The organism is Gordonia sp. (in: high G+C Gram-positive bacteria) (genome assembly GCF_020438995.1).
Classification (GTDB): domain Bacteria; phylum Actinomycetota; class Actinomycetes; order Mycobacteriales; family Mycobacteriaceae; genus Gordonia.
This window is the reverse complement of the sequence record NZ_JAGQTN010000125.1, coordinates 1-21745: the sequence shown is the minus strand read 5'-3', so window position 1 is coordinate 21745 and position 21745 is coordinate 1. Positions and strand designations below refer to the sequence as shown.

Here is a 21745-nt window from a genome sequence, read left to right as displayed (position 1 = left end):
TCCGGTTTGTCCTAAACGGCGTCCAGAATTTTGCGACAGGCACATTCCGGAGCTACCGGCAAGGTTTCGCGGAGCAGACCGGTGTGCTAATTGATCTGCTGATGATAGGAGATGGCCCAACCGTAGTAGACAGGTGCCTGCCGACTGACCGTGAATGCCACCGTACTCCCGAAGCTCGGATAGTCGTTCCGTCGCCCATATGCGGTTGCCACATACTTCTTGCCGGGTTTCAACCCGTACACAACGTAGCCGTACGTCTTTCCGTTGCTGGACTTTCGGGAACTCGGTGTGCGCGTGACGGTCTTGTAGTAGTTCCCCGCCACCCACTCCTTCAGCTCCACGTCTGTCCGAGACCCGACATCAAATCTTGCAACGATTTCAGCCCGGTACTTGGCGAACTCTTGCACATTCTGGTTGATCTGCGTGCATGCGTTCGAGATCTTGACGCACCGCTCGATTGGTATGGGGGCGAACTTCGGCACCGATCCCGCAGATCCTGCGAGTCCAACAGCCAGGCCGAGTGCCAGCAGGACGATCCATCTCGCCGACAGCCAAATACATGGGCAGGTCCGGGGATACGGTGCTCAGTGCGTATGGTCGGGCGAACAGCGCAACCGCGTCGAACAGGTGGCTGTCGGACGGCAGTGCCTGTTGAGTGGCGAACAATCCCATGCTGTGCGCCAGCACACCCAGTTTCAGCCCTGGATGCGTCCGTCGCACCGCACGGGCACACGCGCCGATGGCGGCCACCAGCGCAGGCCAGCCATCGGCGCCGATCTCTGCGCGGCCGGCACCGGGGGTGATATTGGCGCCATGGCCGCGCAGATCGTATCCGTATACGGCAAATCCGGCTCCAGTGAGAATCGGCAATGTGCTGATACCGCATTATGTGCTCGCCCATACCGTGCACAATAACGATCGATGCTCGAGGTGAGCACTTCGGCATCCAGTAGTATGCGTCTCTGTCATCGCGCGTGCTGTCGATAAACCGGACCGGATCAGGATTCATAGCCGTCACGATAAGCTGAACAGAGCACCGAATTCATGAGCTCTGCGTCATGGCAGGCACACGGGGAAGCCCGACCTCACCGCGCCCACGCCGGGTTTGCTTTCAGATGTACATTCATGGTGACTCGGTAATCCCGGAAATTTTTCTCGAACCGGACGTACTTGTTTCCCACGAGGTACGGGACGTATTTGCCGTCCATCAGACCGGCCGCACGGTACCCATCCACATACAGGGTTCTGCCCCAGGGTAGGTTCCGAGCTACGTAGGTGAGGTAGGTCTGCTTTCCGGAATCTCGTTTGCCGACATACTTCGCGGTGATGGCGTAGCGGCCATCCTTGGTCATGGCGACCATTTCTGGTTCGATCGACCGGCTTTTCCCATACGCCACCACAGTGACCACAAGCATGTTTTCCTTGCTCAGGGACTTGCCGGGGTCCGCCGATGCGGTGGTGGCGTTGATGCCCATCACACCCAGGATCATCATCAGGCCGAGTGCTGTGACCATAAGCTTCTTGAACATGGTTGTCTTCTTTCTGTCCACGCGATCATACGAGTCGTCGGTATTGTTTGTGTGGTAGCGATGACGGTATCGGCGGACCTGTTCATGGTCAATGCGATGACATGGGTAGTTCTCCCCAGATAGCTGTGGGGGAGATCTTCGACTTCGGGATTCGGCGCTATGCGCGGTCGGCGTGTACCACCCACCGCTACGCGGCCGATCGTGGCTCGTCAGCGGTCTGCCTCAACCGGACAGTGTGTGGTGGGCCGTGCGCTCAGACGTCGACGGGCCACACGCGGAACGCGGTGGTGTCACTCTGGAACGTCACAGGGACGCCTGTGGCCGGTTCGAATAGGTGCACGTGCTGATCGCTGAGTAGTAGCGGGCGGGCTGACCGCTCGGCCGGACGAAGGCGATCTTTCTTTCTCCCCTTGAAACACTTGTGGTGGTGCGTGATTCGTAAAGGGGGCGTCAGCGGTACCCGGGCGGCGTGATCTTGATGGTCGGTACGGTCAGCTTGGGTTGCCGCACGTGTGAACCGTACGGATCGAGCTTGTTTCGTGGATCGATCACGTAGGGACAGTCGATCTTGGTGATGGTCGCGTACGCCGGCACCACACGCGGAACGCCTTGTGTCGTCTCAGTGTAGGTCCACCGGCAGCTGCCGAATTCGTCCCGCTACGCGGTGGTAGGTCCATTCGGTGTTCGCCACGAGCGCCACACTGTCGGCATCTTCGCCGCGCCACTGGTTCGGAGGCTCGAAGTGCCATAATTTCGCAAGGCTAACAAGACCTTGAGCGCGGTGGTCGAACATTGCGGCCAGTTCCGGAATCCGGAACCGCCGGCAATCTTTCAGGCCGGGGGAGCGAAGAATTCGAGGGCGATGTTGTCGGGGTCGCGGAAGGAGATGCCCGAGCCGTAGTGGGCATGTTTGATGCCGCTGTGGGCGACGCCCAATTCGTCGAGCCGGCTCACCCAGCTGTCGAGCTCGTCGCGGGTGATGGCGAAGCCGACGTGGTCGAGGCCGATGCGGCGTTCGTCGAAGGTCTCCGGCGGCAGCGGGTCGGTGTGGGTGTGCAGCCCGAACAGCATGCCGCCGTCGAGGGCGAACACCGTGTGGTGGATGGTGCCCGACTCCTCATCCTCGTCGAGGACCGGCCGGGCGTCGAAAAGCTTTGCGTACCAGGCTGTGCTGGCCGCCAGATCGGAGACGGTGACGGCGACGTGGCCGAGGCCGGGAAACGTTGGCATGGTGACTCCTCTACTCGGGTACGACGACCGTAGCGAGGCCGACGGATCCGCACGCGGGTTCTGCGCATCGATGACCGATCGGGTAGGTCGTCGGCAACCGCACAGCGAGTCCGGCTGTGGAAGGAAGATCCCGCCGCTCGCCGGATCCGCTGACCTCACCCACCTGTTGACCCGGCAATCGCGGCTGGATTCCGACGCTTGTCGTTGAGATCGGTCCGCGTCGTAAAACTTGCTGACAGTTCCGGTTTGCGACAGGCACAATCCAGAACTGTCGGCAAGGTTTACGCGGCGAGATCACGGCGTATCGCCGTCACTTACGAGGTGACCTGGTGTGGACGTTCGAGCAGGTCGGCCCAGGTGTAGTTGAGGACGGTCCAACCGGCCGCCACCAGCCTATTGCGTCGGGTGCGGTCGTGCTGGAATGCCTTCACATCGCGATGGCAGCCGAAGCCGTCGATCTCCACGGCGAGCTTTTCGGTCGGGAAGGCGAAGTCGATCAGCTATCCGCCCACCGGATGATTGGCCACCCAGCCGGTGATCCGGGCCTTGCGGAACAGTGCCACGACGACCCGCTCGGCCTCCGACCGCGCACCGGATTCGAGCAGCGCGAGGAACCGGGCGACCGCGCCGATCCCGCGTCGCCGTGGGTAGCGTCTGTGGGCCGCCACCAGCTCGGGCAACGTGACGACGCCGGTCAGCAACGCCGAATCGATGACGGCGATGCCGAGGTCGGCGGCCGCGTCGAGCACGGTGAGCGGTCGGGCGGTGACGTTCAGTCCGTCAACAGCGATCACGTCGCACGGGTCCAGCTTCCGGTGACGTACCACGACAGTCGCCGACGACCGCGAGTGCCGGCCCAGCGCCGGCGTATAGATCAGGTGCTTGCGCGGTTCGTGGGAATCAGACGCAGCCGACACCCGATCGGTTCCAAATTCCTCAAACTTTGCTGACAGTTCCGGAAACCAGAACCGACAGCAAGGTTGAGCGAAGGATTACGGGCGTACGTCCGCGACGACGTGTCGTCGGGGGACAGGGCTGGAGTACACGACGCTCGTGGTGATGCGGCCGAGGGTCGCGAGCCGTCCCGTGATGCGTTCCAGGTCGGTCATCGACCTGGCGAGCACTTTGAGGATGAAGCAGTCGTCGCCGGTGACGTGGTGCGCCTCGATCACCTCGGGTGTCGAGGCGATCACATCGTCGAACGGTTTGTAGTTGCCCGATGGATAGGCGAGGCGAACGAACGCGGTAATGGTGAAGCCGAGCTTCTCCGGGTCGACGACGGCGGTGTAGCCGGCGATCACGCCGAGATCGGTGAGACGCCGGATCCGGTCCGCGGTCGCGCTGGGAGACAGCGAGATGGCCCGACCGAGCTCGGCTGTGCTGATGCGGCCGTCCACCTGGAGCCGTTCGATGATCGCTCGATCGGCGGAATCGAACTCCTGGAGGTGATAGTTCGGCACAGCAGCGAATCTACCATTGATTCAACGGTAGATTGTGACTTCTAGCAACCGATGCCACTTCCTCGGTCGGTCGTGGTCCGGTGGGATGAACTCATGATCACTGCTGCCGACTTCTTCGCCGCGAAACTTGCCTATGAGATCGACCCCGCCGACCTCGCCGCACGCAGGCTGGACGGGAACGCCCCCACTGTCATCGACGTCCGGTCGCAACAAGCGTGGGAGCAAGGGCATCTGCCACACGCCGTGCACATCCCGAACCCGGAACTGGTTCGACGGATCAAGCACGAAGTGCCCGATCAGGACACCGACCTCGTCGTCTACTGCTGGGGGCCTGGATGCAATGGCGCCACGAAAGCCGCACTCACGCTTGTGCAGTCGGGCTATTCGCGGGTGCGTGAGCTCATCGGCGGATTCGAATACTGGGCACGGGAGGGGCTGAGCATCGTCGATGCCACGGGAAGGACCCTGCGTTCGCCCGATCCGCTGACAGCGCCCACCGGCTGACGCGGCGACCGCGGCTGGATCCCGATGCATGTCGCCGAAATCGGCCCGCGTCGTAAACCTTGCTGACAGTTCCGGTTTTCCGGAACTACGAGCAAGGTTCAGCGGCGGGTAGCTTGGTGGCCGCGGCTCGTCAGGGCGCGTCGGGGGCCAACGCTGCCAGCACCGCGTCGTGCAGGTGGCCGTTGGTGGCCACGGCATTGCCGCCTGCGGGACCGGGCGTGCCGTCGAGCGCGGTGAACCGGCCGCCGGCCTCGCGGACCAGGATGTCCAGCGGCGCGAGGTCCCACAGGGACACCTCGGGTTCGCAAGCGATGTCGACGGCACCCTCGGCGACGAGGCAGTAGCTGAAGAAGTCGCCGTAGGCGCGGACCCGCCACACATGGTCGGTGAGATCGAAGAACTTCTCGCGCAGCCCGCATTCGGCCCAGCCGGAGATGCTGGAGAACGACAACGACGACGATTCCAGATGCGATACCCCCGATGCGGAGATAGCGTGCGCGGGCTGGTCGTCGAATGCGACGAACGCACCCAGGCCGGATCCGGCCCACCAGCGCCGGCGCAGCGCGGGTGCCGACACCACCCCGACGACGGGCACGCCGTCGACAAGCAGCGCGATGAGGGTCGCCCATACCGGGACCCCGCGCACGAAGTTCTTGGTGCCGTCGATCGGGTCGATCACCCACTGCCGCCCCGTCAGCACCGCGTCGCCGCCGAACTCCTCGCCCAGGATGGTGTCGCCGGGCCGGGTAGCGGCGAGCCGTTCCCGCACGAGCGCCTCGCACGCCAGGTCGGCGTCGGACACCGGGGTGAGGTCCGGTTTGTCGTCGACACGCAGGTCGACGGCACCGAACCGGCGCATCGTCAGCACATCGGCTGATTCGGCCAGGGACAGCGCGAGTTCAAGGTCGTCGGCAATCGTGTACGGATTCTCTGTGGACACGGTGGCCAGCGTAGCGCCGGTAGGCTGGACGGCATGCTCGAGTTGGTCTTCGTCATCGTGCTGGTCGGCGTACTCGCGATGCTGCTCGTGCAGTGGCGGCGAGGGCAGGGAACCGGCGACATGTCTGCGGACAAGGCAGCACAGTTCGTTCAGGGCATGCTCACCGTCACCGGCGTCTCCGACAGGCCCAAGGATGGCGACAAAAACGGCGACAGGTTCTGCACGTTGTCCGGAACCATCACCGGACCCCAGACCGCTCCTACCGAGGTCTACGGCACCATCACCCTCGGCGCTCTCGCGCCGTGGCCGCAATTGGGCACAGACATGCCGGTCATCTATAAGCCAGGCAAAGCCGAAACCACTTGGCGGTTCGGCACCGTCCCGCCGCCGGCATAACGCAAGCTGCCCACCCTTGGCGAAGCACCGCCGCGACCCCACCTACAAACATTGCCGTCAGTTCCGGAAACCGGAACTGTCAGCAAAGTTTGAGAGATATGGAACCGATCGGGTGTCGGCTGCGTCTCACGGTGTACATCTTGGGTGGCAGCGTACGAGTGGCTACCGACAACCCGGCCCGCGTCGGCCGGCGCCTGAGCTCTCGGCGGTCCGATGGAGCAGATCGCGCAGTGGTCGGTAGTCTGGATGATTGTGCATCCCGATGTGACCGTTGATCTCGAATCCCTTGACGCGACCCTCACCACCGTCGAGAAAGTCGTCGACCTGGAGGAACTGCGCCGTCGCATCGATGAGTTGGAGATGCAGGCCTCGGACCCCGAGTTGTGGAACAACCAGGACCACGCGCAGAAGGTGACCAGCGAGCTCTCGCATGCGCAGTCGGAGTTCCGGAAGGTGAGCGAACTCCGGCAGCGGCTCGAGGACATGCCCGTCCTGTATGAGCTCGCCGAGTCCGAGGAAGGGGAGGACCGCACAGCCGCCCTGGCCGACGCCGACGAGGAACGGGTCTCGCTGCGGATCGACATCGAGGCGATGGAGGTCAAGACGATGCTGGCCGGCGAGTACGACCAGCGCGACGCCCTGGTGAACATCCGCTCCGGCGCGGGCGGTGTCGATGCCGCCGACTGGGCGCAGATGCTGATGCGGATGTACATCCGGTGGGCAGAGAAACACAATTACGGCGTTGAGGTGTACGACACGTCGTACGCCGAGGAAGCGGGCATCAAGTCGGCCACATTCACGGTGAAGGCGCCCTACATGTACGGCACGTTGTCGGTGGAGCAGGGCACGCATCGGCTGGTGCGAATCAGCCCGTTCGACAACCAAAGCCGCAGGCAGACGTCGTTCGCGGAGGTCGAGGTGCTGCCCGTGGTGGAGACCACCGACCACATCGACATCGCCGAGACCGACCTGCGCGTGGACGTGTACCGGTCGTCGGGCCCGGGTGGTCAGTCGGTCAATACCACAGATTCCGCGGTCCGCCTCACCCATATACCGACCGGTATCGTGGTGACCTGTCAGAACGAGAAGAGCCAGCTGCAGAACAAGGCGGCCGCAATGCGCGTGCTGCAGGCCAAGCTGCTCGAACGCAAAAGGCAGGAGGAGCGTGCCGAACTCGACGCACTCAAGAGTGACGGCGGATCGAGCTGGGGCAACCAGATGCGGTCATACGTCCTGCACCCGTACCAGATGGTCAAGGACCTGCGGACCAACGTCGAGAACAACAATCCGTCGGCTGTGCTCGACGGTGAGATCGACCCGTTCATCGAGGCCGGCATCCGCTGGCGGATGGCGTCGACCGACGCCTGATCGTCATGTCCGCTGACATCGGCGCGGGTCCGGCGGCGACGCTCGCGGCCCGCCTTCCTTTCGAATCGGCGCTCGGGGACTGGTATCGGTGGCTCGCCACCGACGGCCTGGCGATCGTGCTGTGGATTCTCGGTGTGGCGATCGTGATCAGGTTCATCCGCTGGCTCGGCGAACGCTACGGGAGCCGGTTCGACGCCGAATTCGCCGACAGCGACCTACTGGTCCGCTCCGAACGCTCCAAGCACATGCGTGCGGTGATCCAGGTCATCAGCTGGACGCTGATCGTGATCGTCGCGCTCATCGGCGGGCTGAAGATCCTGGGGATCATCAACGTGCCCATCACCAGCCTGGTCGGACCCAGTGCCGTGATCGGTGCCGCGCTCGGTTTCGGCGCGCAGCGGGTGGTGCAGGACCTGCTGGCCGGGTTCTTCGTCGTCACCGAGAAGCAGTACGGCTTCGGCGACGTCGTCAACCTCGCCGTGACGGGCGGGGCCAACAAGCAGGGCACCGTCGAGGATGTCACGCTGCGGGTGACCAAGTTGCGCACCAGCGACGGCGAGGTGGTGACAGTGCCGAACGGCCAGATCATCACCGCCACCAACCTGTCCAAGGACTGGGCACGGGCTGTCGTCGATGTCCCGATCCCCGGCGAGGCCGATATCGCCCGCGTCGGCGACATCCTCGAACGGGTCGGTGAGGAGTTCTTCGACGACGAGCGCTGGCACAAATACCTGCTCGACGCACCGGCGCCGCTCGGGATCACCGATCTCGAACTCGATTCGCTGACCATCCGGATGGTGGCCAGGACGTTGCCGGGACAGCAGTTCGCGGTCAGCCGGGCATTGCGGAGCCGGATTGTGCGCGCCCTCGCCGACGAGGGCATCACGGTTCGCGAGGTGCCCACGCACACCGCCCCGGCACCGGTCGGCGATTCCGGAGGGGTGGTGTAACCGATGGGCGAGGACGGACCCAAGGTCATCTATCGCACCCGCATCCGGGTGCGCACCGCCGTGCTCGTGGCGGCCTTCCTGGTGCTGCTCGGTGTCTACGACTACACCTCCGAACGCTATCCGGCAGCCGACGATCAGACTGTCCGATCGGTCACCGACAATCGGCACGCGGTTGTGCGGGCCACCGAACCGGAGGACGTGCCGACCGAGACGGAGTCGTCGACACCCGAAAGCAGCAGCACGACGGAAACCACCACCGGCGAGGAGCCGACGGCCGACACCACCGAGGCCACCGGCGAGACCCCGACGAGCACCGGTTCACAACCGAAGCTGACCACCACGACGTTGCCCGGCATCCCGGTGCCGATTCCGCGGATCACGACCCAAGATGGGGAGGACACACCGACGGCGGACCCGTCGTCGGCAGGGTGATATCGCCCGCGCGAGTCTGAGCGTTGTTCTCAGGGGCCGTGGCTACACTGGCTTGCTGTGATCAAGCTGGAGAACGTCTCGATGAAGTACAAGGCGTCGAGTCGGCCCGCCCTGTCGGATCTCGACCTGGAGGTGGACAAAGGTGAGTTCGCCTTCCTCATCGGGCCGTCCGGTTCGGGCAAATCGACGTTTTTCAGGCTGCTCCTGAAGGAGGACAGTCCGACGACCGGCGAGGTGTACGTCGGCGAGTATCACGTCAACCGGCTCAAGGCCCGGATGGTGCTCAAGCTGCGTCAATCGGTGGGCTGCGTGTTCCAGGATTTCCGGTTGCTGCAGCAGAAGTCCGTCGCCGACAATGTGGCGTTCGCGCTCGAGGTGATCGGCAAGCAGCCATCGGTGATCCGCAAGGTGGTGCCGGAGATGCTCGACTACGTCGGCCTCAGCGGTAAGGCGGACCGCATGCCCAACGAGTTGTCCGGCGGCGAGATGCAGCGTGTGGCGATTGCGCGCGCCATCGCCAACCGGCCGCTGGTGCTGCTGGCAGACGAGCCCACCGGAAATCTCGACCCGGAGACCAGCGAGGAGATCGTCGACGTGCTCGACCGGGTGAACCGGCGCGGCACCACGGTGCTCATGGCCACCCACGACAGGCACATCGTCGACGCGATGCGCCGGCGTGTACTCGAATTCGACAGCGGGCACCTGGTCCGTAACGACGAACGCGGCGTGTACGGCATCGGCTGACCGCCCGCCGACGACCCACCACACGGTCGGCCAACGACGGCCGACCCACGACAACGGAGCACGATGCGCGCGAACTTCATCCTCAGCGAGGTCCTCAACGGGCTGCGCCGCAACGTCACGATGACCATCGCGATGATCCTGACCACCGCCATCACGCTGGCGATGTTCGGCGGCGGACTGCTGGTCATCCAGATGGCCGACAAGAGCCAGAAGATCTTCCTCGACCGCGTCGAGATGCAGTTCTTCATGAATCTCGATGTCAGCAAGGCCGATCCGGACTGCAAGAAGGCACCGTGTTCGACGCTGCGCGCGGCGTTGGAAAAGGAAGACGGTGTCTCGACGGTCACCTTCCTCTCTCAGCAGGACGCGTACGAGGCGTCGAAGAAGGCATTCGCCGACAGCCCGGAGATCGCCGAGATGATCGACCCGTCGAGCACGCAGGCGGCGTTGCGGGTGCGGATGAAGGACCCCGACAGATTCGGCGTGGTGCTCGACAAGTACGCCGGGCGCAAGGATCTCGGCGTCGACAGCGTGCTCGACCAGCGTGACCTGGTCCAACGTATCTTCAGCGTGCTCGACGGTGCGCGTAACGCGGCTTTCGCGGTGGCAGTCGTGCTGGCGATTGCGGCAATGCTGTTGATCGTCAACATGATTCAGATCGCCGCATTCACCCGTCGCACCGAAGTGTCGATCATGCGTCTGGTGGGGGCCACCCGCTGGTACACACAATTGCCGTTCCTGCTCGAGGCGGTGGTGGCCGCGCTGGTCGGTTCGTTCCTGGCGATCGGTGGGTTGTTCGGGGCCAAGGCGCTGTTCTTCGACAAGGCTCTCGATGACCTATACGGCGTGAATATCCTTGCCCGCATTACCAATTCGGATGTGCTGGTGGTGGCGCCGTGGCTCATCGCCGGTGGAATTCTGTTGGCCGGAATCACCTCGTATGTCACGCTTCGTGTGTACGTGCGTGAATGAGGAGGTGAGATAAAAACCATGCCCAAGGAGAAGGGTCGCAGTGTGATCGCGACCAATCGCAAGGCGCGGCACAACTATGCCATCCTCGACACCTACGAGGCCGGGATCGCGCTCGTCGGCACCGAGGTGAAGGCGTTGCGCGACGGAAAGGCTTCGCTGGTGGACGCGTTCGCCACCGTCGACGACGGCGAGGTGTGGCTGCGCGGCCTCAACATCGCCGAATACGGCCACGGCTCGTGGACCAACCACGCCCCCCGCCGCAACCGAAAGCTGCTGCTGCATCGGCGCGAGATCGACAATCTGATCGGAAAGATCCGCGACGGCAATCTGACGCTCGTCCCGCTGTCGCTGTATTTCAACGACGGCCGCGTCAAGGTCGAGCTGGCGCTGGCCCGCGGTAAACAGGCCCACGACAAACGTCACGACATCGCCCAACGCACCGCCAGACGGGAAGTGGAGCGAGAAGTCGGCCGGCGCGTCAAAGGTATGTGAGGTGAGTTCCCGCCTTCGGGTTCGTGCCGCCGTTGCCGCGTTGCTGGTGGCGGTGTTCGCGGTCGGGTGCACCGCAGACCCCGAGGACCGGATCGGCGGCCAGCGGCCCGCCATCGACGGGGTGGCCAAGACCCCGCCGATGGGCTGGGACAGTGGTCCCTCGCTCGGCTGCAAAGTGACCGAGCAGTCGATTCACCAGCAGGCCGACGCACTCGTGTCGTCGGGTCTGCGGGAGGCGGGCTACCGGTACGTCATCGTCGGTGACTGCTGGTCTGCGCCGGAGCGGGCGGCAGACGGCGCGCTGCGTCCGGATCCGGTCCGTTTTCCGTCCGGAATGGCCGCGCTCGGCGAGTACCTGCACGATCGGGGACTGTGGTTCGGGTTGTCGTCGACCGCCGGCACCCGGACCTGTGCGCAGCATTCGGGCCGCAGTCCCGGCAGTACCGGAAGCCTCGGCCGGGAGGCGCGCGATGCCGCGACGTTCGCCGACTGGGGAGTCGACTACCTCTCGTACGACTGGTGTTCGGGGCAGTCCGATCGTGAGGAGCAGATCGCCGCGTTCACCGCGATGCGCGATGCGCTGCGTGAGGTGGGCAAGCCGATCGTGTACGCGATCAACCCGAATCGCGGACTGGACGCCACCCGTCCGGGTTCGGACGCCTATTGGGGTGGTGTCGCGACGGTGACCAGGGTGACCGGTCCCACCGTACCGGCCTGGTCGAGCGCCGGGCGGGACAGAAAGGTGCAGGGCGTCATCGAGGTAATCGATGCGCTGGCTCCGCTGGCCGGGCGCGTGCGGCCGGGCACCTACAACGATCCGGGCCTGCTGCAGGTCGGGATCGCCGACGGTGCGGGCGACCTGACCGAATCCGAACAGCGGACGCAGTTCTCGATGTGGGCGATGATGGCGGCGCCACTGATCATCGGCGTCGATCTGACCACGATGCCCCCGTCGGCGGTCCGGACCCTGACCAACGGTCAGATCGTGCGGATCGATCAGGACAAGCGGGTCAGCGCCGGCGCCCGCGTGGCCAACAATCCGGAGATCTGGTCCCGGGCGGTCGGCGACAAAGGGCTGGTGGTGTCGCTGACCAATCGCGGTAAGGCGCCACGCAAGTTGTCGGTGGCGCTGAGCGATCTCGGACTCGTCGGCGATGCGACGGTCGGGGGCGTCGACGCCTGGACCGGTGAGCGATACCGGGCTGTCGACGGAAAACTCACCGTCACCGTCGCCGCCCACGACACCGCCGTGCTCACCATCGTCTGAGCCGGCAGCGGCCGGCCTGGGTGGGCGATCATTCGCGTCGACGACATAGGCGATGGTGGGGGCGCCGACCTGCTAGGTTCGTTCTCACGTTCGGCCCGCTCGGGCCGCCCCGCATTCACGATCGGAGAACGAAGTGAGAGTGGCCCGTACCCGGAAGGCGCCGGCGGCGCGAATGCTGATTGTGGTGGCCGTGGCGATGCTGAGCGCGGTCACCGGCTGTTCGGACCTGTTGTCCTCCGACGACGAGAAGTCGCCGCAGCCGGGGGTCTCGGCTCCGGCGTCGGACGGCGGCTCTTCCGGCGGTGGCTCGTCCGACGGCGGGTCGTCGAAAGGCAAGGCCGGCTCGTGCGCGGTCGATTCGTGCCCGCAACTGCCCACCCCGTCGGGCGATTTCACCGGCAGCGGTATCACCGCGGACAACGTGGCGACGAAGGTGACGCCGTTCCTCACCTCGCTGCTCGACGACCTCGACAAGGCGTGGGGAGCCTGGTTCACCGAACTCAACTGGGGCGATCCGTCGGCGGGCCGCAAGCTGATCGAGCCGGGCACCACCTTCGAAACGGACTGCACCGACGGTGACAACAAGATCGGCGCCGTCTCCTCCGATCTGAAGAACGCGTTCTTCTGTGGCGTTGACACCCAGCCGAACGGCAACGGCAAGGCGACCGAGGGCACGATCATCTTGCCCGTACAGACCTTCGCCGGGATCTGGCAGGGCGATGTGTTCGGGGCGTCGGTGCCGTCGGTGATCGTCGGGGATTTCACCGCGGCCACGGTGGTCGCGCACGAGTACGGCCATAACGTCGTATTCCGGATCGCGCAGGCGCTCAACATTCCCGACAGCGCGTTTCCGCAGGGCAACAACCGCGAGTTGATCGCGGACTGTTTCGCCGGCAACTGGGCGGCCACCGTGTTCGACCGCGACGATCTGTCGGTGCGCAACATCCTGCAGGCCGCCACGCTGCTGCCGCTCATCGGGGATTCGGGCCCGGACCAGGGGCACGGCACGGTCCGCGAACGTGCGGCGGCGCTGACCACGGGGTTGACCGGGAAAGCGCTGCCGACGTTCGAGCGCCGGGGACAGCCGGTGGACTGCCTCACCAAGTACTGGCCGGAAAAGTTCTCGGCCTAGGGCGGGATCGGGACAGGCTGGGCTAAACGGGGCTAAACGCCCATGCTTCTGCCGATCAGGTCCTTCATGATTTCGGTGGTTCCGCCGAAGATCGTCTGGATGCGGATGTCGGTGTAGGCGCGGGCCACCCGGTATTCGTTCATGTAGCCGTAGCCGCCGTGCAGTTGCAGGCAGGAGTCGACGACCCGCTTGCTCAGTTCGGTGCACCACCACTTGGCCTTCGACGCGTCGACGGCGCTGGCCTCACCGTCGAGCACGCCCTGCAGGCAGCGGTCGATGTAGGCCTGCGCGACGTCGAGTTCGGTGGCCATCTCGGCGAGGGTGAACCGGTTGGCCTGGAACGTGCCGATCGGTTTGCCGAAGGCCTTGCGGTCCTTGCAGTACTGCAGGGTCTCCTCGTACACCGATCGGGCGATCGCGGTGGCGGTGACCGCGATCGACAGGCGCTCCGACGGCAGGTTGTGCATCAGGTGGTAGAAGCCCTGATCGACCTGGCCGAGCACGTTGGCCGCGGGCACCCGCACGTTGTCGAAGTGCAGTTCGGCGGTGTCCTGTGACTTCAGGCCCATCTTGTCGAGCTTGCGGCCGCGCTGGAAACCTTCCATGCCGCGCTCGACGACCAGCAGCGAGAACGCCTTGTGCTTGGCGGCCGGGTCGGGGTTGGTGCGGCACACCACCACCACGAGGTCGGAGTTGATGCCGGAGGAGATGAATGTCTTGCTGCCGTTGAGGATCCAGTCGTCGCCTTCACGGACGGCGCTGGTCTTGATACCGGCGAGGTCACTGCCCGCGCCGGGTTCTGTCATCGCGACGGCGACGATCGTCTCGCCGGTGGCCATGCCGGGCAGCCAGCGCGCCCGCTGCTCTTCGTTGGACAGCGACGTGAAGTAGGGCACGACCACATCGTTCTGCAGGGTGAACGCGGGCGCGGCGTGGCTGGAACGGGCCAGTTCTTCGGCGACCACGACATTGAACCGGAAATCCTCGACACCGCCGCCGCCGAACTCCTCGGGAACGTTGAAACCGAGCAGACCGGCCTCGCCGGCCTTGCGGTAGACGTCCCGGTCGACCTGACCTGCGGCCTCCCATTCCTGCGAATACGGTTCGATCTCGCGGGAGATGAACGCGCGAACGGTCTCGCGGAACTGTTCGTGCTCGGGTTCGAAGATCAGTCGCTTCATCGAGGGCCTTCCGGGTGGCGGAGTGTGTCGTAGGTAACCATACAAGTACCAGAGCGCTTACCGATCGCTCGTTCGGGGTGCGCTCCCGACGCGGAAAACCGCAGGTAGTCGCCCATCGTGGGCCTTCGTGGCGGTGATCGGATAAATAGGGATGAAATGCGGGCGCAGGGTTGTTAGTATCGAGTGCCCGCCGGGAAACCGGAGGGACCTGACTCGGGGCTGATCGGATTCGACTACGTGCGCCGAGGCAGGGGAAGCGTGCCGGTGCAGGCTGGAGACCACCGTATAAGCGTCGCGGCAACCAATTAAGCGCCGATAAGAATCAGCGCGACTACGCCCTCGCTGCCTGAGCAGCCCGGCTAGTCTGTCGGCCCGAGGGTGCTCTCACCTCGGTCCCCGGCATCATCTTCGGGAGCTCACCGTCCCCGCCGGTCGCGGGTGGGGACGGGACAACTCACAGCGACTGGGATCGTCATTTCGGCAGGTTCGCGTGACCGGGAGATCCGAGTAGAGGCACAGCGGACTGCGCACGGAGAAGCCCTGCCGACTCGACGGAGGACCCGGGTTCAATTCCCGGCAGCTCCACGAGAGCCCCTCACCTGTTTACACAGGTGGGGGGCTTTTCTCATGGCTGAGGCGGATCGCGGTCGATGTCTGTGCCCACACTATGCCCGGCTTTCCAATCCGCAGATCCCGGTGATCGGTCCGTCGAAGTGAGCCAGCAACCGATCCGAGCCGTCCCGGCCGATCCGCCGGACACGTCCGGACAGATCCGACACGTACACGGCCTCACTGTCCACGGCCAGGCCGACGGCCTCGCGGAAACCGTCGGCCAGGATTTCTGGTGTCCGTCCGGACTGCCCGATGGCCGGTAGTGGTGCGCGGTTGAGAGTGTTGCCCAGCGGCGGTGCACCCCGATCGGTCCAATACAGGTCGCCGTCGTGGATCTCCAGGTCGATCGGCTCCGGCAGGCCCTCCCAGAGCACCTCGATATCGGTGCGGCGATTGGCCGATTCCCCGTCGGGTACCGACAGTCCGGCCCGGAATATCCGTCCGCGACCGCCTTTCGACGGTCCCTTCTGTGTCCAGTAGAGATGGCCCGCAGAGGCGTCGACGGCAACCCCGACGCATTCGGACATCCGGTCGGGCGCGGGCGCGTTGATGACCTCGTCGCGACGGTCGGTGCCGTCGAGCCGGATACTGCTGACCCGAAGCCCCTCACGATCACCCCAATACAGCCGGTCAACGCCGTCGAAGGCGAGCTGTTTCCCGGTGACGACGCTGCCGCGCCCGGTCAGATCACGGCGGTTGTTGCCGTCCCGATCGATCGCATGGACGCCACCATTGGCCGCGCCGTAATCGCGGCCTGCTTCACCCGGGATATCGGGATCGCGCATCGAGGCACCCATCGTCGTCCAATAGACCGAGTCACCGATCATCACGATGCCGTCGGGTGCTCGTCCGGTCCCGTCGTAGAGTCGTTCCACCCGACCGTCGGGAATGCGGATACGCAGGATCTCATGGGACGCGATGCCCAGCGCGAGTAGCCGGTCGAAGATCATCGTCTCGAACATAGCCAATCGCCGAACGTCGTGGGGGTGATCCGGGCAGGCCGATGAGGGTGGGTGCGTCGGCGACCGCCCGCGCGGGCGGGACGTTCGCCGATTTCGCGCCGACGCGGCTGCCCGTATATATCGTTGGCAGGACCTGAGACGGCAACGACTCCGGTAGGACGCCGTGTCGAACGGTGTTCGCCGGACAGGATGGAGAACTCGTGACCTGGGCTTGCGAACCCACCGAGCGGTCCCGTGCGATGGTGGCCGGGGCCTCGCCCGAACCGTACTGGCTCGACCGACCAGAACGTCCGGCACCCCGCCCACGCCTGGCCGCCGATGTCGAAGCCGACCTGCTGATCGTCGGGGGTGGGTTCACCGGACTGTGGTCGGCGGTGCAGGCCGCCGAGCGGCATCCGGGCCTGCGCATCGTCCTTCTCGAACGCGATCGGATCGCCGAACATGCCACCGGACGCAACGGCGGATTCTGCTCGGCCAGCATCACTCACGGGCTCGGAAACGGATTGGCACGTTGGCCCGACGAGATGCCCACCCTCGTGCGGCTCGGCAAGAAGACTCTCGACGAGATCGAGGCGACGATCGAGCGTCTGGGTATCGCCTCCAACGCCGGGCGGACCGGTGAACTCGACATCGCCAACTTCGACTGGCAGGCGGTCGAACTGGCCGGGGTCGTCGACGATGCCGCGGCCGTCGGACAGAAGCTGGATCTGCTGTCGGCGGAAGCGGCGCGGGCGCGGGTCGATTCGCCGATGATCGCCGGGGCCACCTTCGATCCGGACGTGATCATGCTCGATCCGGCCAGGCTCGCCTGGGGTCTGGCGGCGGCGGCCGAACGGCTCGGTGTGACGATCCACGAGCACACCGAGGTCGGGAGACTGCGTTCGGTCGGGGAGAAGGTAGTCGCGACCACCGGCTACGGCTCGGTCACCGCGGCGAAGGCGGTGCTGGCGACGTCGGCGAGTCCGTCGCTGGTGCGTCGCCTGCGGATGTTCACGGTGCCGGTGTGGGACTACGCGATCATGACCGAACCGCTCTCGGGCGAACAACTCGCGTCGCTGGGATGGGCCGGCAGGGAAGGCCTGGCCGACAACGGTCCGCGTTTTCACTACTTCCGGCTGACCGCCGACAACAGGATTCTGTTCGGCGGCTGGGATGCGCTGTACCACTTCGGCTCGGATGCGGACCGGCGGCATGAATTCGAGCCCGCCGAGTTCGCGCTGCTCGCCGAACATCTACTCCAGTTCTTCCCGCAGCTCGAAGGCATCAAGGCCTCGCATACCTGGGGCGGGTTGATCGACACCTGCTCCCGGTTCAGCGCCTTCTGGGACACCTCGCACAAGGGACGGGTGGTGACCGTGACCGGGTTCACCGGACTCGGGGTGGGGGCCAGTCATTTCGGGGCGGCGGTCGCGCTCGACCTGCTCGACGGGGTGCGCAACGAACGCACGGAATTGAAGATGGTCAAGTCCAAGCCGATCCCGTTCCCGCCGGAACCGGCACGGTGGATCGGTGTGAACATCACCCGCCACCAGATCGCCAGAAGTGAACGGCGTCAAGGTAAACGCGGACTGTGGCTGACCATCATGGATAAGACCGGCCTGGGCTTCGACAGCTGACGCCGCGGTCTACTGACCGCGAGGCCAATAGACCCCGCGGTCAGTAGACGTCCGGCACCAGCACTTCGGTTTCGGCGGTCAGTGTCTTGCCCTGGAAGAACTCCTTCCGGTGGGCGTAGCAGGCGAGCATAAGCGGCACACCCAACACGAGCATGCCGACGCCGAGGATGAACACGCCACCGACACCGCCGATGGAGGTTTCGCCATAGTTCTCGTCGAACATATCCCACGCGGACTGGCCGAATGCCCACGTCATCGCCACCCCGCCGAGGAATGGCAGCAGCCCGCGCATGAGGAAGTGGCGCATCGAATCGAAGAGGCTGCGCCGGAAATACCAGACGCAGGAGAACGCCGTGATGCCGTAGTAGAAGGCGACCGCGAGGCCGAGAGAGGCGATGGAATCGGCGAGCGTGTTCTCGCTGAGCAGGGCCAGCACAAGGTAGAACACGAGCGCCGACACACCCATCACGGCGGTACCGAAATCCGGTGTCATGTAACGGGGGTGGATGCGGGCGAACTTGTCCGGAAGCGCCTTGTAGACGGCCATCGACAGACTGCCGCGCGCGGTGGGCAGGATCGTCGACTGTGTCGACGCCAGCGCCGAGACGCTGACCGTGAGCAACAGTGCCGACGCCATCAGTCCGCCCGCCACCGGATCACCGAGAATGGTGAGCACGTCGTCTTCGTTCTCGCGGTTGTTCAGGCCGATTCCTGTGTTGCCGAAACCGGCGAATGCCTGCACCGCGTACGCGACCAGGACGTAGGTCGCGACCAGGATCAGGCAGGTGATGATCGCCGCCTGACCGGGCGTCTTGGCCGGATTCTTGGTTTCTTCGCTCACCGCCAGGCACGCATCCCAGCCCCAGTAGATGAAAATGCACAAGATCACCGCGGCCGCGATCTGCGAATGGTCCAGGCCTCCGGGCCACAACCAGCTCAGCTCCGGCTTGATCGCCTGATCACCCGCCTTGTCGAAGCCGACCTTCACCAGGGCGACGACGCTCGCCAGGATCAGGATGACGAACTGTATCGCCATTAGGACGGCCTGTAGTCGTTCGCTGATGACGATGCCGCGGATGCTCACCCAGGTCATCCCGGCGATCAGGATGCATCCGAAGGCGATCTTGATCCACATGTTGTCGGCCCACGAGTCCAGATGCACGAAGCGCAGCATGTAGATACCGGCGATCTCGGCCACGTTGGCGAGCACGATGATCGCCGACACGGCCAGACCCCAGCCGCCGATCCACCCCACCCACGGACCGAATGCCCGAGTGCCCCAGGTGAAGGTGGTGCCGCAGTCAGGGGTGTCTGCGGACAGTTCCTTGTACGCGAACGCCACCAGCAGCATCGGAATGAACGCGATGACGAACATCGCCGGGGCCTTCTCGTGTACCTCGTGGACGACGTAACCGAGTGTCGCGGCGAGACTGTACGTCGGCGCCGTCGCCGACAGTCCGATCGTGACGTTGCCGAGCAGTCCGATGGATCCTGAGCGCAGGCCCTTATCGCCCGGTTCGCTCTGGATCACGGGGTTGTTTGCCATCTTCGCGTCTCCCGATCGCCCCGACATGTGCGCTCAGACTACGGTTGTGCTCGTCGCCGTGTGCGGCAGTAAGCGATATTCGTCGCCACCCACAAACACGAGATTTTCGCAATAAACAAATCGGAGTTCAGGTGCCACATTCTGGCACTGAACTCCGATTTGCCTGAACTCCGATTGATTGCCCCGATGACGCGAAGAACGCACGGGCGCCGGATCGTCGGGTGAGCTTGTCCGCCCGATGATCGGTCACACCGATTCGAGCGCGAGTGCCCCGGCGAAGCCGAGCATCACCGCGCCGACCGAGCCGTCGATGCCGCGCCGGAACGACGCCTGCGAGATCAGCTCCCGGAAGGTCGATGCGCAGAACACCACCGCCAGCAGGAACAGCGAACCGACGACGGCCAGCGTGAGCGCGTACAGGGCGAGTTCGGCGATGCCTGCGTTACCGGAGACGAACTGCGGCAGGATCGCCAGATTGAACGCGAGCACCTTCGGGTTGGTGATGTTGCACAGAAATCCCTGCCGGGCGGCCTTGGCCGCGCTCACCGGCGATCGCTGCATGTTCTGCCATCCGGCGTCGGAGTAGCGCAGGGCGGCGATGATCGCGCTGATCCCCAGATAGACGAGGTAGGCGACACCGACCCACTTGATGGTGAGGAACACCGGTTGGCTGTGCGCGATGATCGCGCCGAGCCCGGTCACCACGGCCCCGGCCTGCACCACGTTGGCGGTGAGGATCCCGGCGGTGGTCCACAGCCCGCGGCGACGACCGCCGGCGACGCTGGCCCGCAGGGTGAAGAAGGTGTCCGGTCCCGGCGCGACGGCCAGCAGGATCGCAACGCCCAGGAATGACAGGTACGTGCTCACCGAACAACGGTAACTGGTCGTCGAGGTGGTCATGCCGGTCGTCGGGCAGAACGCGACCTGACGGCGTTGCGGTCGCCGGCGATCCGGGCGACGACGGCGACCGCGAGCAGCCCGACGCCGATGTCGGCGAGGTACCTCGTCCAGTCGGTACCGCCGAAACCGGGCAGCGTCAGCGCCGATTCCATCCAGACGATCCCGGCCACCGACAGCACCGCACCGGTGATCGCCCCGATGTGGCGGCCGGTCAGTACGGAGATCGCGGTCGCAACCACGCTCGCCGCGAGAACATAGTGCCCCCAGTCGAAGAACTGCCGCTGCATCGCGGTGCCGAGTCCTTGCCGCGCGTGGCTACCTGCCAACGAGGAGACCTGCTGCGCCGAGTCGAGAAAGCCGCGGCCTTGCGCATTGGGTACGGCATCGGGCGCCGGCCACCAGTCGGCGGCATACAGGCACAGCAGGGTGGCGATGGCGCCGCAGACGGCGAGCAATCCGGCCGAACCCATCTTGTGGTCGGTGATCGAACCGAAGCCGAACACGGTCGCGGGTACGCGACCGTGTGCAGCGGGCAGTCGGCGGGTCATCGCGCGGGCTGGTGCCGGTCGTCGGTCAGAGACTTTGCGTACACGCTGCCCAGCGTCAGGATCATCAGACCGGTGACGATGAACACGATCACCCGGAACACCCCGTCGAGGGCGGCCAGATCGAACAGGAACAGCTTCGCGACGGCCGCCGCGACCAGCACCAGGCCCGCGGTCAGCGTCAGCGCCCGGGTCGATCCGTTGTGGCGGGCGTACCAGAGCAGCGTCGCCGCCGTCGTCATCCACACGATGGTGGCCGCCACATGTCCGGCGCGGAAGCCTGCGTCGGGGTCGATGAGAACGCCGAGGCTCACGCACAGATCGGTGATCGCCGCCACCGTGACCATCCCGGACAAGCACCACATGACGCGTGCCGAATCACGGTCGGTGAGTTGCTGATAGCCATAACCGACCGCGATCGCGGTGGTGCCCAGGGCGATCGCGAACACCGGTTCCCATGTCAGCCGGTCGCCGGTGAGCTGGTCGTTGGCGATGAGCGCGGCCAGGCGGTCACCGTTCAGGAAGCCCGCGGCGCCGAGCGCACCGAAAGCGGTGCCGATGAACAGGACGGCCTTACCGGTGTCGCCGAGATTCGGTGCGGCAACCGCACACATGGTGGCCACGGCCAGCACGGTGACGGTCTGGGCCTGGCCGCCGGTGAGCGTGGCGATCGCGGCGAAGGAGGCGACCGCGGCGGCGGTGAGCCAGATCTGCCGGACACCGAGGGTGACACCGGCCAGTGTGTCACTGGCGTACACCAGGACGACGAGGACGACGGCGCAGGTGAAGCCTGCCACGGCCACCGGTACCGAATGCGCCGCGGCGGAGGCGACGACGAACGGGACCAGCGACAGCATTCCGGTGAGCGCGTACTCGGCGCCGCGGCCGGTGCGGCGCAACGCCATCAAGGTGCCGCCGATGGCGAGGGCGAACCCGAGCAGACCCACGGCGAGGTATAACCAGGCGG

26 protein-coding genes and 1 other RNA gene are annotated in these 21745 nt (G+C 65.2%); 12 read left to right on the top strand and 15 right to left on the bottom strand.

Annotation, left to right across the window (positions count from 1 at the left end):
* Window positions 1–86: 86 nt before the first annotated feature.
* The 8 genes from KDB67_RS09755 to KDB67_RS09730 all read right to left on the bottom strand — a co-directional run bounded on the left by KDB67_RS09755 (window position 87) and on the right by KDB67_RS09730 (window position 4219).
* Window positions 87–482: a hypothetical protein gene (locus KDB67_RS09755; RefSeq protein WP_291015325.1), complete on the bottom strand. Its 396-nt coding sequence runs from the start codon at window positions 480–482 to the stop codon at window positions 87–89.
* Window positions 379–870 (bottom strand): alpha/beta hydrolase, encoded by a 492-nt coding sequence (locus tag KDB67_RS22390; RefSeq protein WP_366852037.1) that lies wholly within the window; start codon window positions 868–870, stop codon window positions 379–381. Before KDB67_RS22390 ends, KDB67_RS09755 begins: the two co-directional genes overlap by 104 nt.
* Before the next feature lie 215 nt (window positions 871–1085).
* Entirely contained in the window at window positions 1086–1550 is a 465-nt protein-coding gene (locus KDB67_RS09750) for a hypothetical protein (protein ID WP_291015323.1), read from the bottom strand.
* Between the two features lie 429 nt (window positions 1551–1979).
* A complete protein-coding gene (locus tag KDB67_RS09745; RefSeq protein ID WP_291015321.1) occupies window positions 1980–2123 on the bottom strand; it encodes a hypothetical protein in 144 nt (47 codons plus the stop codon).
* 237 nt (window positions 2124–2360) lie between these two features.
* The gene (locus KDB67_RS09740) at window positions 2361–2759 is read right to left on the bottom strand and encodes a VOC family protein (protein ID WP_291015318.1); all 399 of its coding nucleotides are present in this window, start codon (window positions 2757–2759) and stop codon (window positions 2361–2363) included.
* 314 nt (window positions 2760–3073) lie between these two features.
* Window positions 3074–3256: a DUF559 domain-containing protein gene (locus KDB67_RS22385; protein WP_324388528.1), complete on the bottom strand. Its 183-nt coding sequence runs from the start codon at window positions 3254–3256 to the stop codon at window positions 3074–3076.
* Between the two features lie 3 nt (window positions 3257–3259).
* Window positions 3260–3676: a hypothetical protein gene (locus KDB67_RS22380; RefSeq protein ID WP_324388520.1), complete on the bottom strand. Its 417-nt coding sequence runs from the start codon at window positions 3674–3676 to the stop codon at window positions 3260–3262.
* A gap of 75 nt (window positions 3677–3751) precedes the next feature.
* A complete protein-coding gene (locus KDB67_RS09730; RefSeq protein WP_291015316.1) occupies window positions 3752–4219 on the bottom strand; it encodes an Lrp/AsnC family transcriptional regulator in 468 nt (155 codons plus the stop codon).
* Between the two features lie 93 nt (window positions 4220–4312).
* Here KDB67_RS09730 and KDB67_RS09725 point away from each other — a divergent pair, with 93 nt between their 5' ends.
* On the top strand, window positions 4313–4723 hold the full coding sequence (locus KDB67_RS09725) for a rhodanese-like domain-containing protein (RefSeq protein WP_291015314.1): 411 nt from the start codon (window positions 4313–4315) through the stop codon (window positions 4721–4723).
* Between the two features lie 130 nt (window positions 4724–4853).
* On the opposite strand, the gene hisN is transcribed toward KDB67_RS09725, so the two are convergent.
* Window positions 4854–5663, bottom strand: coding sequence for a histidinol-phosphatase (gene hisN, locus KDB67_RS09720; protein WP_291015311.1), 810 nt, complete (start codon window positions 5661–5663; stop codon window positions 4854–4856).
* 33 nt (window positions 5664–5696) lie between these two features.
* Here hisN and KDB67_RS09715 point away from each other — a divergent pair, with 33 nt between their 5' ends.
* The 9 genes from KDB67_RS09715 to KDB67_RS09675 all read left to right on the top strand — a co-directional run bounded on the left by KDB67_RS09715 (window position 5697) and on the right by KDB67_RS09675 (window position 13416).
* On the top strand, window positions 5697–6059 hold the full coding sequence (locus tag KDB67_RS09715; protein ID WP_291015309.1) for a hypothetical protein: 363 nt from the start codon (window positions 5697–5699) through the stop codon (window positions 6057–6059).
* A gap of 252 nt (window positions 6060–6311) precedes the next feature.
* Complete coding sequence (prfB, locus tag KDB67_RS09710) at window positions 6312–7427, top strand: peptide chain release factor 2 (RefSeq protein WP_291015353.1); 1116 nt, start codon at window positions 6312–6314, stop codon at window positions 7425–7427.
* Between the two features lie 5 nt (window positions 7428–7432).
* Window positions 7433–8377, top strand: coding sequence for a mechanosensitive ion channel family protein (locus tag KDB67_RS09705; protein ID WP_291015307.1), 945 nt, complete (start codon window positions 7433–7435; stop codon window positions 8375–8377).
* Window positions 8378–8380: 3 nt separating this feature from the next.
* The gene (locus KDB67_RS09700; protein ID WP_291015305.1) at window positions 8381–8809 is read left to right on the top strand and encodes a hypothetical protein; all 429 of its coding nucleotides are present in this window, start codon (window positions 8381–8383) and stop codon (window positions 8807–8809) included.
* Between the two features lie 57 nt (window positions 8810–8866).
* Complete coding sequence (gene ftsE, locus KDB67_RS09695) at window positions 8867–9553, top strand: cell division ATP-binding protein FtsE (protein ID WP_291015303.1); 687 nt, start codon at window positions 8867–8869, stop codon at window positions 9551–9553.
* Between the two features lie 63 nt (window positions 9554–9616).
* Complete coding sequence (gene ftsX / locus KDB67_RS09690; RefSeq protein WP_291015301.1) at window positions 9617–10525, top strand: permease-like cell division protein FtsX; 909 nt, start codon at window positions 9617–9619, stop codon at window positions 10523–10525.
* 18 nt (window positions 10526–10543) lie between these two features.
* Window positions 10544–11017: an SsrA-binding protein SmpB gene (smpB, locus tag KDB67_RS09685; protein WP_291015298.1), complete on the top strand. Its 474-nt coding sequence runs from the start codon at window positions 10544–10546 to the stop codon at window positions 11015–11017.
* A 1-nt stretch (window position 11018) separates the two neighbouring features.
* Window positions 11019–12284 carry a glycoside hydrolase family 27 protein gene (locus tag KDB67_RS09680; RefSeq protein WP_291015295.1) on the top strand — a complete coding sequence of 422 codons (1266 nt, stop codon included), beginning with the start codon at window positions 11019–11021 and terminating at the stop codon, window positions 12282–12284.
* Between the two features lie 139 nt (window positions 12285–12423).
* Window positions 12424–13416: a metalloprotease gene (locus KDB67_RS09675; RefSeq protein ID WP_291015293.1), complete on the top strand. Its 993-nt coding sequence runs from the start codon at window positions 12424–12426 to the stop codon at window positions 13414–13416.
* A 32-nt stretch (window positions 13417–13448) separates the two neighbouring features.
* Here the strand turns inward: KDB67_RS09675 and KDB67_RS09670 are convergent, their stop codons facing one another.
* Window positions 13449–14597 (bottom strand): acyl-CoA dehydrogenase family protein, encoded by a 1149-nt coding sequence (locus KDB67_RS09670; protein WP_291015291.1) that lies wholly within the window; start codon window positions 14595–14597, stop codon window positions 13449–13451.
* 215 nt (window positions 14598–14812) lie between these two features.
* Here KDB67_RS09670 and ssrA point away from each other — a divergent pair.
* Window positions 14813–15185: a transfer-messenger RNA gene (ssrA, locus tag KDB67_RS09665) on the top strand.
* 77 nt (window positions 15186–15262) lie between these two features.
* Here ssrA and KDB67_RS09660 read toward each other — a convergent pair.
* Window positions 15263–16171: a hypothetical protein gene (locus KDB67_RS09660; RefSeq protein WP_291015350.1), complete on the bottom strand. Its 909-nt coding sequence runs from the start codon at window positions 16169–16171 to the stop codon at window positions 15263–15265.
* Between the two features lie 200 nt (window positions 16172–16371).
* On the opposite strand from KDB67_RS09660, the gene KDB67_RS09655 reads away from it, so the two are divergent.
* Entirely contained in the window at window positions 16372–17787 is a 1416-nt protein-coding gene (locus KDB67_RS09655) for an FAD-dependent oxidoreductase (RefSeq protein ID WP_291015289.1), read from the top strand.
* 40 nt (window positions 17788–17827) lie between these two features.
* Here the strand turns inward: KDB67_RS09655 and KDB67_RS09650 are convergent, their stop codons facing one another.
* From KDB67_RS09650 to KDB67_RS09635, 4 genes are all read right to left on the bottom strand, one after another.
* The gene (locus KDB67_RS09650; protein WP_291015287.1) at window positions 17828–19333 is read right to left on the bottom strand and encodes an APC family permease; all 1506 of its coding nucleotides are present in this window, start codon (window positions 19331–19333) and stop codon (window positions 17828–17830) included.
* A gap of 246 nt (window positions 19334–19579) precedes the next feature.
* Window positions 19580–20200, bottom strand: coding sequence for a LysE family translocator (locus KDB67_RS09645; protein ID WP_291015285.1), 621 nt, complete (start codon window positions 20198–20200; stop codon window positions 19580–19582).
* Between the two features lie 29 nt (window positions 20201–20229).
* Entirely contained in the window at window positions 20230–20781 is a 552-nt protein-coding gene (locus tag KDB67_RS09640; RefSeq protein ID WP_291015283.1) for a hypothetical protein, read from the bottom strand.
* Window positions 20778–21745: DUF2339 domain-containing protein (locus KDB67_RS09635; protein ID WP_291015280.1), on the bottom strand; the 968-nt coding region annotated here is incomplete at its 5' end. The genes KDB67_RS09640 and KDB67_RS09635, both read right to left, overlap by 4 nt.